The 13310-nt window shown below is 27.2% G+C and carries 12 protein-coding genes and 2 pseudogenes; 3 read left to right on the top strand and 11 right to left on the bottom strand.

Annotated elements, in window-relative coordinates; translation table 11 throughout:
• Window positions 1-3: 3 nt before the first annotated feature.
• From Tmeso_RS12750 to Tmeso_RS12730, 5 genes are all read right to left on the bottom strand, one after another.
• A complete protein-coding gene (locus tag Tmeso_RS12750) occupies window positions 4-852 on the bottom strand; it encodes a stalk domain-containing protein (RefSeq protein WP_187296350.1) in 849 nt (282 codons plus the stop codon).
• Between the two features lie 192 nt (window positions 853-1044).
• A complete protein-coding gene (locus Tmeso_RS12745) occupies window positions 1045-2745 on the bottom strand; it encodes a sensor domain-containing protein (RefSeq protein WP_187296349.1) in 1701 nt (566 codons plus the stop codon).
• A 177-nt stretch (window positions 2746-2922) separates the two neighbouring features.
• Window positions 2923-4158, bottom strand: coding sequence for a serine/threonine transporter SstT (sstT, locus tag Tmeso_RS12740; RefSeq protein WP_099191788.1), 1236 nt, complete (start codon window positions 4156-4158; stop codon window positions 2923-2925).
• Window positions 4159-4898: 740 nt separating this feature from the next.
• Window positions 4899-5756 carry an alpha/beta fold hydrolase gene (locus Tmeso_RS12735; protein ID WP_099191786.1) on the bottom strand — a complete coding sequence of 286 codons (858 nt, stop codon included), beginning with the start codon at window positions 5754-5756 and terminating at the stop codon, window positions 4899-4901.
• 901 nt (window positions 5757-6657) lie between these two features.
• Window positions 6658-7362, bottom strand: a complete 705-nt coding sequence (locus tag Tmeso_RS12730) for an endonuclease V (protein WP_099191784.1) — start codon at window positions 7360-7362, stop codon at window positions 6658-6660.
• A gap of 1043 nt (window positions 7363-8405) precedes the next feature.
• Here Tmeso_RS12730 and Tmeso_RS12720 point away from each other — a divergent pair.
• Window positions 8406-8729 carry a winged helix-turn-helix transcriptional regulator gene (locus Tmeso_RS12720; protein WP_330400355.1) on the top strand — a complete coding sequence of 108 codons (324 nt, stop codon included), beginning with the start codon at window positions 8406-8408 and terminating at the stop codon, window positions 8727-8729.
• Window positions 8730-8843: 114 nt separating this feature from the next.
• On the opposite strand, the gene Tmeso_RS12715 is transcribed toward Tmeso_RS12720, so the two are convergent.
• The 3 genes from Tmeso_RS12715 to Tmeso_RS12705 form a co-directional block, all read right to left on the bottom strand.
• Window positions 8844-9527, bottom strand: a complete 684-nt coding sequence (locus Tmeso_RS12715; RefSeq protein WP_099191782.1) for a histidine phosphatase family protein — start codon at window positions 9525-9527, stop codon at window positions 8844-8846.
• Between the two features lie 61 nt (window positions 9528-9588).
• Window positions 9589-10362, bottom strand: coding sequence for a tryptophan synthase subunit alpha (trpA, locus tag Tmeso_RS12710; protein ID WP_187296348.1), 774 nt, complete (start codon window positions 10360-10362; stop codon window positions 9589-9591).
• 27 nt (window positions 10363-10389) lie between these two features.
• Window positions 10390-11031: a CatB-related O-acetyltransferase gene (locus tag Tmeso_RS12705; protein ID WP_099191778.1), complete on the bottom strand. Its 642-nt coding sequence runs from the start codon at window positions 11029-11031 to the stop codon at window positions 10390-10392.
• 240 nt (window positions 11032-11271) lie between these two features.
• On the opposite strand from Tmeso_RS12705, the gene Tmeso_RS12700 reads away from it, so the two are divergent.
• Window positions 11272-11676: a pyridoxamine 5'-phosphate oxidase family protein gene (locus Tmeso_RS12700; RefSeq protein ID WP_099191776.1), complete on the top strand. Its 405-nt coding sequence runs from the start codon at window positions 11272-11274 to the stop codon at window positions 11674-11676.
• 215 nt (window positions 11677-11891) lie between these two features.
• Here Tmeso_RS12700 and Tmeso_RS17200 read toward each other — a convergent pair.
• Together Tmeso_RS17200 and Tmeso_RS12695 are read right to left on the bottom strand one after the other, a co-directional pair.
• Window positions 11892-12307, bottom strand: a pseudogene (locus Tmeso_RS17200) (hypothetical protein); the annotation flags it as partial.
• A 240-nt stretch (window positions 12308-12547) separates the two neighbouring features.
• Window positions 12548-12808, bottom strand: coding sequence for a group II intron maturase-specific domain-containing protein (locus Tmeso_RS12695; RefSeq protein WP_187296346.1), 261 nt, complete (start codon window positions 12806-12808; stop codon window positions 12548-12550).
• A gap of 31 nt (window positions 12809-12839) precedes the next feature.
• Here Tmeso_RS12695 and Tmeso_RS12690 point away from each other — a divergent pair, with 31 nt between their 5' ends.
• Entirely contained in the window at window positions 12840-13082 is a 243-nt protein-coding gene (locus Tmeso_RS12690; protein WP_099191772.1) for a hypothetical protein, read from the top strand.
• 136 nt (window positions 13083-13218) lie between these two features.
• On the opposite strand, the pseudogene Tmeso_RS12685 reads toward Tmeso_RS12690, so the two are convergent.
• Window positions 13219-13310, bottom strand: a pseudogene (locus Tmeso_RS12685) (IS200/IS605 family transposase); the annotation flags it as partial.

The following is a 13310-nucleotide window of genomic DNA, read 5'->3' as shown; positions in this document are numbered from 1 at the left end:
TATTTATTTATTATTAATTGTAATTATACCAGTTTCGTCCATCGATGCATCAACTCTTAAAATATCAGATACAAATTTAAATGGTACATACGTTGTAGAATCTTTGATTTCAGGAGCTGAACCTAATGATATTGGAGCCATCTTTGAGAAGAAATACTTATTTTCACCCGGTTTAACACTTGTGTATTGAGCCCCTTTTTTTATTTCTATTGATCTATTCTTTTCAATCCATTTAACTTCATATCCTAGTTTTTCACAAACAACTCTTAATGGTATCATAATACTTCCATCTTCTTTTTGATACACATTAGATTTTTGTATATTAATCCTTTCATTGTTTATAACAAGTCCGAAATGTAATCCTGTATTAGAATCTTGTGGAATCTCTATTTTGAACTCAGGAATTCCTGTAGCTCCAGGAGCTATTTCATATTTGTCAAATACTATTACTATATTTCCATTTTCATAATAAAATTTTTGATTATCTGAAATACTTTTAAATCCTTCGATTCCATCTTCTCCATTAAAATACTTATCTTTATTTTGTTCTATTTGCTTTTTTATTTGATTATTTATTATTTCTTTGTCTTTTTCTCCAATTAAATCTTTAAGAGTTAATTCAACTGCCTTATCTTTATTTGAAATATTATAAAAATCTATATCTGGATTTCCAGTTCCACCATTGTTAAACTCCTTAATAACTTCTAAAGAAACTATTGAGTTATTTGTCGCCGAATTATCTTTTAATTCAAATTCTACTATAACTGTATTCGGTCTTACTTCCCAACCATTTTTCTTGCAGTCTTCAGCAAATTGTTTAGATTCTTTTTCAGCTTCATTTATATATGCCATAGCCTCTTTCATTATAGTTTCATTTAAAGTTAATTGATATACAACTAGTTAATCCTAAAGTAACAATTTTTTTCATTTTCATATTTGAACGCCTCCTAAATTTTAATTCTATACCTATTAGACGTTTAATATATATAAAAAGTTTACTATTTTCAATGAAAATTTTATTTTAAATAATTTAAGTCCTTAATTCTATAAATCATTCGTATATTTTATGTAAAACTCTTCAAATTCACTTTCTAAAATAGGAGGACTATAATAATAGCCTTGTACTTCATCACTTCCATTTTTCTTTAAGAATTCTAATTGTTCCTTGGTTTCTACCCCTTCTGAAATAACCTTGAATCCTAAATCATGTGCCATATTAATAATTATTTTAGACATCATTCCATTATCTTTTTCTGGATAGTTTTTAATAAATATACGATCTATTTTAAGTTTATCTATAGGTAGATTTTTCAAATGAGCTAAAGACGAAAACCCGGTACCAAAATCATCTACAGAAATAGTAACTCCCATTTTTTTTATTTCTACTAATTGTCTTTTTATATCATCTATTCTATCTATTAATAAATTCTCTGTGATTTCAATATCTAAATACTTTCCATCTATATTATATTCCTTTAAAGTATTTTTTATTAGATTGACTATATCACTATTCTTAAATTGAAGTGGAGATATATTTACAGCCATACTTAAATTATAAAAACCTTTTTCATGCCAAATTTTTAATTGCTTACAAGCTTCTTTTAAAACCCATTCTCCTATTTGTATTATTAAACCAGTTTTTTCTGCAGTATGTATAAATCGTTCAGGTGAAATATATCCTAGTTTACTATTTTTCCATCTAATTAAAGCTTCAATGCCAAATATTTTTTCTGTATTAAAATTGATTTTAGGTTGATATGTCAAGAAAAATTCATTTTTATCCAAAGCAATTCTAAGTAAATTTTCAAGTTCAATTTCATCAATATACATTTCTTTAATTCTATTATCGATAAATAAGTAATCATCTATACCTTGATTTACAGCATATTCTTTGGCTATGTTTGATTCCTTTATTAAAATATCAATGTTCTTGGTACCTTCTGTATAAATTGCAATCCCTGCCTTTAATCCAAGATATATTTCTTGTTCATCAATGATAATATTTTGTTTTATTTCAATAAATAAATTATCTAAGAATTGTATTACTTCTTTTTTATTTTTCGTATGGTTCAAAATTAACATATATTCATTTTTCCCTGTTCTAGATAATATATCTTCATTTTTTAAAAACATTTCTATTATATGAGAAATTTTTAAAATTAATTTTTCTCCAACATCAAAACCAAACTTTTCATTAATAAATGTGAATTTATCAATTGTAAAAGATATAACTACAAAAAATTCGGATTTTGAATGGATTCTTTTATCTAAAATCTCATAAAATAATTTTTCATTTGGCAAATTAGTCAATGTATCATAATTTTTAAGTTTCATTATATTTTCTTCAAATTTTTTTCTTTCTGTAAGATCTTCAAAAATTCCTATGTAATTAATCTCTTTGTCTAGATATATTTTATTAATTGTTAAATACTTAGGATATAATTTGCCACTTTTATTTATATCCCAAATTTCACCCTTCCATGTGCCTTTTGCATTAATATCCTCCCACATTTTTGTATAAAATTTTTTAGAATGTTTTCCTGATTTAAATTGTGATGTTTTTTTTCCTAAAACATCTGATTTTTTATATCCTGTAATTCTACAATACGCATCATTCACATAAATAATTTTGGTTTCTTTATCTGTAATTAATATAGCTTCATTTATATTTTTAGCTATTGATTCTGCTAATTTTATTATTTGTTTAATTCCCCAATTAAAATAAATATGAAAACCTCCCTCCAAGTGCAAAATTATCATAATATATATACCCATATTAGTTATATTAAAAACGTCTATAATATATATACTATTTTACTGTTTTAATTTATGCTTATTGATATAAATCCACAACAAAACAAGCCCTCTATTGTATTTGCAACTACAATAGAGGGCTTGTTTATATATCTAAAAACCAAATTATTATTTTTTAGGAATAACTATTGCCTTTCCTGCTTTTCTCCACTGTGCAAATTCAGCAACAGCAGTGAAAAGTGCATCTGTTGAAGAGTTAAGCGCAGTTTCACAAGAATCTTGAATAACCCCTATAACAAAACCTACACCAACCACTTGCATTGCTACATCATTTGGAATACCAAATAAACTACATGCAAGAGGAATTAATAATAATGAACCACCAGCTACTCCCGAAGCTCCACAAGCACTTACAGCTGAAAGTATGCTTAGGATTAATGCTGTACCCATATCTACCTTAATACCTAAAGTATTAACTGCTGCAAGTGTTAATACAGATATTGTAATCGCTGCACCAGCCATATTTATAGTAGCACCAAGCGGAATTGATACTGAGTAAGTATCCTTATCTAAATTTAACTCTTCACACAAGTTCATATTTACTGGAATATTCGCAGCTGAACTACGTGTAAAGAATGCTGTAACACCACTGTCTTTTAAACATTTTAATACTAATGGATATGGATTTTGACGAATAGCAACAAATGTAATAAGTGGATTTACAACAAGTGCCATAAAGAACATACATCCAACTAATACAGCAAGTAACTGTGCATAGTTACCTAAAGATCCAATACCATTTGTAGCAATTGCATCAAATACTAGACCCATAATACCAAGTGGTGCAAAGTTTATTACCCATCTTACTACCTGAGCTAGAGCATCTGCAAAATTACTAATCATTGTTTTTGTAGTATCAGGTGCATTTTTTAATGCAAGACCAAGAAGTAGTGCCCAAGCTAAAATACCAATGTAATTAGCATTAGAAAGTGCTGTTACTGGATTAGAAACTATATTCATTAATAATGCTTTTAATACCTCAGAAACTCCTCCTGGAGGCGATACATTCTCAACACCTGCTCCAAGTGTTAACGTTACTGGGAACATAAAACTTGCTACAACAGCAACAAGTCCTGCTACAAATGTTCCAAAAAGATAAAGAACGATGATTGATTTCATATTAGTTTTTTGACCACTCTTATGTTGAGAAATAGCAGCCATTACTAAGAAAAATACCAATATAGGTGCAACGGATTTTAAAGCACCTACGAATAATGATCCGAAAATAGAAATTGGTTGTGCTACCTCTGGAGCTGTAATAGCTAAAATAATTCCGACGATTAATCCTATAATGATTCTCTTAACTAAACTCATTTGATTCCATTGATTTAACAAATTTGTCATTCTGATTTCCTCCTATGACTTTATTAAAATATGTTTGCCATAAATTAAGAATGTATTCAACTTGAAGAAAAAAATTTATAATGCCAGTAAACGTTTTCCGTTTTCATTCAATTGAATACTTCTAAAATTCTGACTACACTGACATCTTACCACAGTTTGCAATTCATTACAAGAAATTTAATCATTATTTTTGTTTTTATAGACTCTTTTGCACATTTTTCTATATTTTTTTCATTGTCAGAATAGTCCGAAATATTCTTTTTATACTTTTCTATACTTAATATTCATAAAATTAATTTTATATATAATGTTAATTTTTTTATACGTTCAACCCCTTAAAATTTGAGCATTTACCATATTTTACACTAATAGTTTATAATAAATTTTTAATCACTTTTAATCTAAAAATTACTCTTGTAATAAGCTAATTTATTCTTCGATTTCATAATTTCACTATTTTGTATATACACTATGTACAAAAGGCATGTTTTCAATTAACTTGCCACTTACTTTATATGGAATATTTTTAAAATAATTCAAAAATAATTTTTTTTCATCAAATTGATTTTTTAAATTACTTAAATTGTAATTTTTGTAAAAATTAATTATATCATCCATATAAACATAATTTACACACTAAAATAACCTAGCGAAATTTAATTTCGCTAGGTTATTTTTATACTTTTCACTAATATAAATATAGCTATTTAAAATAAAATCTACTAGTTTTTCTAATTAATTTATATATTAATCTCTGTATGTTGAGAAAACCAATCGGCAACAACAGAGCATACTTCTTCTGCATGAAAAACAAAACTACTGTGTACATCATCAATAGAATATAATTTTTTCTCACAAGTTAATGAATTATAATAATTTCTATAATATTTGGCCGGATAATATCTATCATGTAAGGCCTCAAAAACAAGAGTAGGGCATTTGATTGAATTCTGAATACAGCTATCTTTTTCAAGAAACATTCTAAGATAACTTAACAATAAGCTAATTTTCATATTAAAAATATCTGGATGAGATTTCATAAAATTCTCATAGTATTGGTTTTCAAGTTGTGCGTTTTTCCCAGTATACTTTGGTAATGAGAGTTTAAAAGAAGCATCTGGGCTAATTTTTTGAATTAATTTTAAAAAAGGATATAGTATTTTTATTAACCCAGCACTTATACCCATATGTGATAAATCATTATGTATTGCAACACCATATTGAGCAAAACTTGCTATGCAATTCTTATGTGAAACGTAGAATTGAGCTAATGCTCCTCCTGTTCCTGATCCTCCATATATATGAATTCTATTTGAAAAGTTGTCTCTTATGTAGTCTATACAAGCATCAATATCAAATTCCATTGTTTTAATTGAAAATTCATTAATATTTCCTCCACTTTTTCCTATGCCAGATAAATCTAATGCAAAAATATTATATCCATACTTAGCTAATGGTTCATAACACATTTTATACTCTATTACGGATGTTACTGGCGTTTGAATATAAATAATATTAGGAGCATTATCACTATAGTAATAGTGATCTACGAACAATGTACTACCATTTTTATTATTTATAAAAAGTTCTTTCCACATAATTCATCCCCCCTAAAAATAATATATAATTCAATATACCTACCTTCAATCTTTTCGAACACAGTACTTAATACTATCGTTTTATGGATTACAATAAACAGCTCTAACATCAATCCGTATATTTCCCGAGAAATTAACATTATATAAAAAACTTATACAAAATAATTTCTTATAAAAACTCATTCATTTTAGTTTTTAAGCTTTTTATATCTTTAATAATGGTATCAGGCATAAAAGTTAATTTATATAAACAAAATAAATTATTACTTTTTTTAATATTAAGTGTATGAAATTCATAAAGCTTGTAAATACTTAAATTAAGTCTATACTAAATTTAATGACTCTTAATAAAAGATTTTATTTCTTTTATTAAAACCTTAGCTTATTCCACCAACAAACTCCCCCGTTGGTGGAATATTAAATTTTCAACCTAAATTTTCGTAATCAAAATACTCCCCACTATATTATTTAAGTTTTAAAACTCTTCTTATTCTCTTTATTTTCAAACTTATACTTCGTTCTGGAATCTAATTTTTCACCTACTAAATGTATATGGCGCGCCTATTAAAATGTTAGCTACTAGTTTTTAATAAGCGTCATTTGTGCTTAACCACTATACAATTTTCTAATTCTTTTTACGAATAAGTGCGACAGTTTCAATATAGAGCATTTATATAAATCTAACATTTTATAATATTTAGATATATCTTAAAATGTTTTATAATCTAACTTATACGTTCATATATACGATATTCAATAACTCTGTATGCTTTGACCTTAACTTAATAAATTGTATTTTATACATTGGTGGCAAATTTACTATAAAGACTACTATCTAAATTGAGATTAATCCTCTTGTCAGCATTATAACCTGTTTATAACTTTTGTGTTAATCATATGGTTATTTTAAAGTTTCTCTCAATACATGTGTTTCTAAGTCTGCTAGCCTAACTGGTATTGGCAGTCTACTATCTTTATTTACCAGCTCCATTACAATTTTATTACATGTTTCTAAATCGATGTAATTTCCACAAGAAATAAATATAGGTTTTACATCTTTTCTTGTTCTTACTACTCTACCGTATACTTCCTCATTTATTAAAATATCCTTATAAGATCCTTTTTCATTTTCAGGCATTATATAATCTACTCCATTTATTTTTAAATAAGATTTAGCTATTCCTATGGTAGGCTTATTTAAAAATAATGATGAATGTGTTGCTATACCCATATGATTATAGTGAAGATATCCATTACCATCAAATAAGAATACATCTGGTTCTAAATTTAATTTTTCAACAGCTTCTATTATTAAAGGAATTTCTCTAAAAGCTAAAAATCCTGCAACATAGGGAACTTTTATCTTTCCATGGCTAGAAACTTTCTCTATAATCTCTTTGTTCTTATAATTTAAAACTATAATACTACAGGCTCCATATGTTTCTCCGTCTTTTTCCCAGTAAGCTAAGTCTACCCCTGCGCAAATATTTATTTTATTTTCTTCGATTCTATTTTTTAATTCAATTTGCCTCTTTAAATCATTTTGTATTTTAACAAAATCTTGTTCATCATTATAATCAAATCTATGTATATACTCTATTTTCATATTTTTATCCCCTTCAAGTACTCTTTATTTAAAAGCTAACTAAATTACTATTCTGATTTATTTGTTCTTTATTTTCGCCTTTTCACCATAAGTCACAATGCAGATATCTTTAGATATTAACCTTAATTTTGAAACATATTAGTATTCTTTATTATTTATCGAAAAAAATATGTCCTTATTTTACCATAAATTCCACACTCTATGGCTTAAGTAAAATATAAACAGATTTTTTTAACTGCTCAATATTTATTTATAAAAAATACAAGAGTAAAGAATTCCTACCTAACTCTAACAATAAACAAACTATTAATGAATATATAAATAGTTTAAATAAATTAAAAAAACTTAAGAATTTAACGGATTTATTAACAACTATTTTTGTAGTTATTGATGATATATACAATAAAATCACACCTATATCAATTAGAAATAGACGAATCAGCTTCACATCTTTCTATTTTCTTAAAATCATGTATTACTGAAATGAAACTTGCAGTCCAAGCTATTGGTAAGAATTCACTTAAAAAAATTAGATAGAAGTGATTTAGTTGCAGTCGATAAAGATTTAGCCGAGTTTTTTTAAATAAGATATGCAGGTTCTCCACGTAGAAAACAATAAAAGTATAATAGGATAGATTCCTCTATCCTATTCAGTATTTTTGCTCAATGTACAAACGATACAATATGAATGGCTCTTTCCAAAGTTAGTTGTTTTTTCTGATAATTCATTTTTATAACTTTCTAACCATTATTTTACATATTCTAAATTTCTTGGATCAATTAAAAAATATTTTCAATCTAAATAATAATATTTTCAGTAAAATTATAGAAAACAAGACATCAGTTGACATAATATGTATAATTTTATATAATTTGAAATAAATAATGTTATAAAATAATCAAACTAAAAAACTTCCATTTGCAAAAATATTAAATTTAAATAAAATTAGGGTTCCAAAATATAGTTAAAACATACGAGATGCTATAGATAAAATTTTAATATATATAATACTAGATAATAAAAATTTAAAGGAGGTTATATTTTGAATAAATGCCCTATGGAAGTAACTCTCGAACTGTTAGGTGATAAATGGAGATTTTTAATTATAAGAGAACTTTTAAATGGAACAAAGAGATTTGGAGAATTACAAAAATCATTAAAGACTATAACTCAAAAAGTACTTTCTTCAAATTTGAAGGTCATGGAAAAAGGTGGATTAATAAATAGAAAAGTGTATCCCGTTGTTCCACCAAAGGTTGAATATTCTTTAACAGAGTTAGGATACTCTATAGATCCAATTTTAAACGAATTATTAAATTGGGGAGAGTTTTATATAGAAACAGTTAACAATATAAAAGATACATAAACTATATAGTAAAGTTTAATACTAAAAAACTAAACCTAAATGTGTTTTAATGGTTTTTCAAAAATCAACACAGAAGGTTTAGTTTTTCATAAATTAATGAAACAGATAATAGCTTTATGCCAACTTAGATTCGGATATATTTATACCAATTTCACTATAAGAAGTATCCGGTTCTTTTTTTAAGAAGAGATTACCATCTTCATATTCAAAAATAGTAACACTACTATTTGGAACGGAAGAAGCAATTTCTTGCTCTGGATTTAAATAACCCATAACGGCAGCTATTGTCATAGTATGGGAAACTACAAGAATCTTACCCCCTGATAATTTATGAGCCTCTCCTATATCTTTTAAAGCCGGAATTACTCTATTAAATACATCATCCCAATTTTCACCATTTGGTGTTCCTGGATGTTTTTTAAAATTAAATGAATGGGGATATTTTTTTAGTTGTTCAGTTATAGGATCCCCCTCACCATCACCAGTATTTATTTCACGAAGGCGCTTATCTAAATTTATTTCTAATGAAATACCCATATTATCAAGTAGAATTTGAGATGTATCTAAACAACGAGTTAAGTCACTACTGTATAGTGCTTCAAATTGAATATTTTTTTCTTTAAGTCCCTTCCCTAAATAAGAGGTTGTAATAACTCCCTTCTTAGTTAAAGGTGAATCACACCATCCTTGTACAAGCCCTTTTATATTAAATATAGTTTCTCCATGACGTACCATCCAAATTTCCACTGGTTTTGTTATATTAATAGAATTTGATTTATCATTTTTATTTAAGTACATATAATATATCCTTTCAACTTTTTAAATTTTGTCCTTAAGATTTTGTATTAAATGAAATTCACTAGGCATGTGAAGACTCTGTAATAGCAGAGTGTATATCGCTTATAAATGATAAAAGAGATTCTTCGGATTCATTTAAATGAGATATCATAGCAGTTCCAACTATTGTACCATCAAATCCTGAGTTAAGTAATTTAACTGCTCGTTCTCCACTGTTTATACCAAAGCCTCCAAAAACGTATATATCATCATACTGTTTTGATTGATTTAAAAATACTGAAAAATCATCTGACTGTGTTGTTTTTGAACCTGTTGGTCCATTAATTAACTGATAATAAATCAGAGAACTATGCTCAAAGTACTTTTCAAGTTCAGGTTCTCCGTTTTTTACAAAGTAAACCATATCTATTTCGTATTTAGATAATTCTTCACCAAGTTTAATTGTTTCATCTATATTAATGTCTGGAATAACAAAAGCATCTGCAACTCCAGCCTCAGCTATTTTTAAATAGTTACCTGTACCAATAAGATCAGCTGAATAACCCATAACCCAAATAGGTCCATCAATTTCAGAGCGTAATTGCTTCCAATACTCTATATCAGTTCTAATTGAACAATCTACACTTTTTTGAGCATTACGAATAATTTCTCCATCTGCAAACGGATTTAATGAAGGATATCCTACTTCAAAAATATCAACTCCTTCATTTTCACATTTTTTTAAAATTGGGATAAAGGAATCTTTCTGAGGATATCCAGCTGTGATATATCCAATAAATAATTTACCTCTTTTTAACATTGCAGCTTTATTTCTTTTAGAAAAAAGTTTCTTCATGTTTATCATCCTCTCTAATATTTGTGGTTAACTAATTTGTTTTAATTCTCTTAAAAGTTCATTTGACTTATTAATCATTAGTTCAATATTATTACTAGCAAGAAAAGGCATTAATTTTTTTATATATTCAATAGGGAAATCCCACCATTTTATTTCAAGAAGAGCTTTGATTATTTCATCTGAAAATCTTTTGGAAGTTTGTTTTGCTGGTACTCCTGCTACAATAGAATAAGGTTCTACATTTTTAGTAACTACAGATTTTGCTGCAATAATAGCCCCATCTCCTATAGTTACACCTGGCATTATAAGGGCATCACTTCCTATCCAAACATCATTTCCTACGACTGTATCACCCATTGGAGCAAATCCATTTTCAGGACAATCATCGGGAAACATTTGATACAGTGGATAAGTAGTAACCCAATCTTTTCTATGTCTTTGATTGCCTCCTAAGTTAAATACTACTCCAGAAGCTATAGAACAGAATTTACCAATTATTAAGTTATCACAGTTATCTTCCTCATCATCTAAATATCTGACACAAGTATCTTCAAAAGTTCTAAAATTGTAATATCCAGCATAATAGGTATATTCACCTACATAAATATGAGGATTTTCAATTTTGTCTTTTACAAATTCAATATCTCTCCAAGATTTAAAATCAGTCATCTTATTCATTCTCCCCTTTATATTTAATGTATTATGTAAATAAAGTATATAATTAACTAATTAAGAACTTTATGTAAATTAATTGTATAATATTGTCGCAATTTTTGTAAATTAGGCACTTTTTAGTAATTAAGTATCTTTTAGGTTACTATGTTACTTTTAAGTGCGTTATTTACATTTAATAGATATTTTTATACTATGTAGTTACAATTTAATTACTATATAGGAGGTTTTAGGAAAATGAGTATTAACTATGTTAAAATTTTAAAAGAAAATCTTTGTGGAGTACTTGCAACAAGGAATAATACAGGTGTATCAACTAGAGCATTTCAATTCCTTTTTGCTAATGGAAACAAGGTTTATTTTGGAACAAGTAATGATAAACCAGTTTATGATCAATTAACAGAAATCCCGGAAGCTTCTTTTTGTTCACATGCAAAAGACTATTCTAGTGTTTTATCTATTGATGGTCCTGTTACATTCGTTGAAGATAAAGAGTTAAAGGAAAGAGCTTTGAATGAATATCCTGCTATTAAAGAAATATATAAATCATCTGATAATGAACTATTTAAGATTTTTTATATGGATGTTAAGAGAGTTCAAACATATGATTTTGTAAATGGGGCACATCACTATACAATATAGACTTTATTTATATAAAAAGTTTCTATAAAGTGTGTAATTTACATTTCAAACAAATAAAATGCTGCAAATCAAATTTAAAAAGCTACAAAAATTACTAGATTAAGAATTATCTCAGTAATTTTTGTAGCTTTTTTATATTTAAAAAATATTAAGAATTTATATATTCAATCTATTATGCTAGTTAAAATCAATTCACTTGATATGGTAAATTGATTTCAACAAAAAAATATCCTCTTTAATTCAAATTTATGCATATGTTGTCCAAATATTAAAGATTTAATTTTTGCTATATTCTCATCATTCCCAAGAAGTTTATTTATAAAAAATGATATATTATGAGAAAGAATTTTTATCTTAGTTCTGGTAATAAACCCTCAGTATGACTTGCTTTTCACCCTATTTATATTTAATTGCTCCGAACAATTGTGAGAAGCTAGTTTCTATTCTTCTTCTGACTTTAAATATTAACTGCCTTATATCTTTGGGGTACTGATCATTACTATTATCGCGCTTCAAGAAAATCAAATATAGCTTCCCTATCATCTATATCCGCTGGTGTTACAACAACATCAGTTAAAAATCCTTTTGTTGTAGTTAATGCATGTAACTTAAATCCAAAGTAAGTCTCTTTTTAAAAGACTGGAAAATGCTTTTTCTGAATCTATTGTTATGTCGGGTAAAAGATTGGCGCAATAAGTTCTTGTTTCCAGCTTCTCCCCCCAAAGAACCGTGCATGAAGTTTTCCCTCACACAGCTCACCTAAAGAATTCTTGTTAAAGTTTATGTTTCCTATTCTAGTTGGTCAACTTTCATCAGTTCATTTTTATTCCTAGTGGTTGTAAATACTTAATTTTATAGTCCCAGTACAACCCTAGTACTCCATAAATAAAGTGACTACTTCATTTCTTCCAACCGAAACCTCGCCCTTTCTTGTACGTTTTTCCAATAATCTGCGTATGCACTTTTCTACATAATCTCGTATATTAGAGAGTACTTTACTTGAATATCCAACTCTATAATAATTTACCCAACCAGTAAGTATCGGATTTATGCATTTAATTATATCTTTCATGCTCAGAAAACGATTATTCATTATAGTTTCTTTTATTTTCTTCCTTATTATCTTATTCAAATGGGTTTTTAATGAAGATAATCTAATTACATTGAAAGGATATAAAAATATAATTTCTTATGATGATGAACTTGAGAAGTCAGAAGATGTAAATCTTCTATTTGAAAATTTATCCATTGAGGTTTCTACGTACAAAAACTCTTATGGAGCTACAATATATACTATTGAATTTTCACAACCTATAATGGATGATTTAAGTAAATTTGGATTGCTTGATAAAGATATTCTGAGTCATCCTATATACGAAGATGTTATACAGCTTTGTACATTATAATTAATTTTATAATCAGGACCACCCGTAAAACGGGTGGTTTGCATGAGCCCTATAAGGGCATGTTGCTTACCGTGTCTCAAGACACTTTGAAAAGTATGCCGACCGCGCTTTTTCCCAGGCTACCCCTAAAAGGGGTTTATTTTTTGCCCTTGTTTACTGGCTCACCCGTAAACGGGTCTATATATTCTTTCAGACTTATTTGTTCTTGTACTATATCTTCTTGTATTT

Source organism: Tepidibacter mesophilus (assembly GCF_002724055.1).
Taxonomy (GTDB): Bacteria; Bacillota; Clostridia; order Peptostreptococcales; family Peptostreptococcaceae; genus Tepidibacter_A; species Tepidibacter_A mesophilus.
This window is presented reverse-complemented; position numbering and strand designations above follow the sequence as displayed.

Excerpts from the sequence above, each read along its gene's own strand:
- Tmeso_RS12735 (WP_099191786.1), bottom strand. The coding sequence starts at position 5,756 with ATGTGGAAAGAACTTTTTATAAATAATAAAAATGGTAGTACATTGTTC.
- Tmeso_RS12715 (WP_099191782.1), bottom strand. The coding sequence starts at position 9,527 with ATGTACTTAAATAAAAATGATAAATCAAATTCTATTAATATAACAAAA.
- trpA (WP_187296348.1), bottom strand. The coding sequence starts at position 10,362 with ATGAAGAAACTTTTTTCTAAAAGAAATAAAGCTGCAATGTTAAAAAGA.
- Tmeso_RS12730 (WP_099191784.1), bottom strand. The coding sequence starts at position 7,362 with ATGAAAATAGAGTATATACATAGATTTGATTATAATGATGAACAAGAT.
- Tmeso_RS12700 (WP_099191776.1), top strand. The coding sequence starts at position 11,272 with ATGAGTATTAACTATGTTAAAATTTTAAAAGAAAATCTTTGTGGAGTA.
- Tmeso_RS12705 (WP_099191778.1), bottom strand. The coding sequence starts at position 11,031 with ATGACTGATTTTAAATCTTGGAGAGATATTGAATTTGTAAAAGACAAA.
- Tmeso_RS12750 (WP_187296350.1), bottom strand. The coding sequence starts at position 852 with ATGGCATATATAAATGAAGCTGAAAAAGAATCTAAACAATTTGCTGAA.
- sstT (WP_099191788.1), bottom strand. The coding sequence starts at position 4,158 with ATGACAAATTTGTTAAATCAATGGAATCAAATGAGTTTAGTTAAGAGA.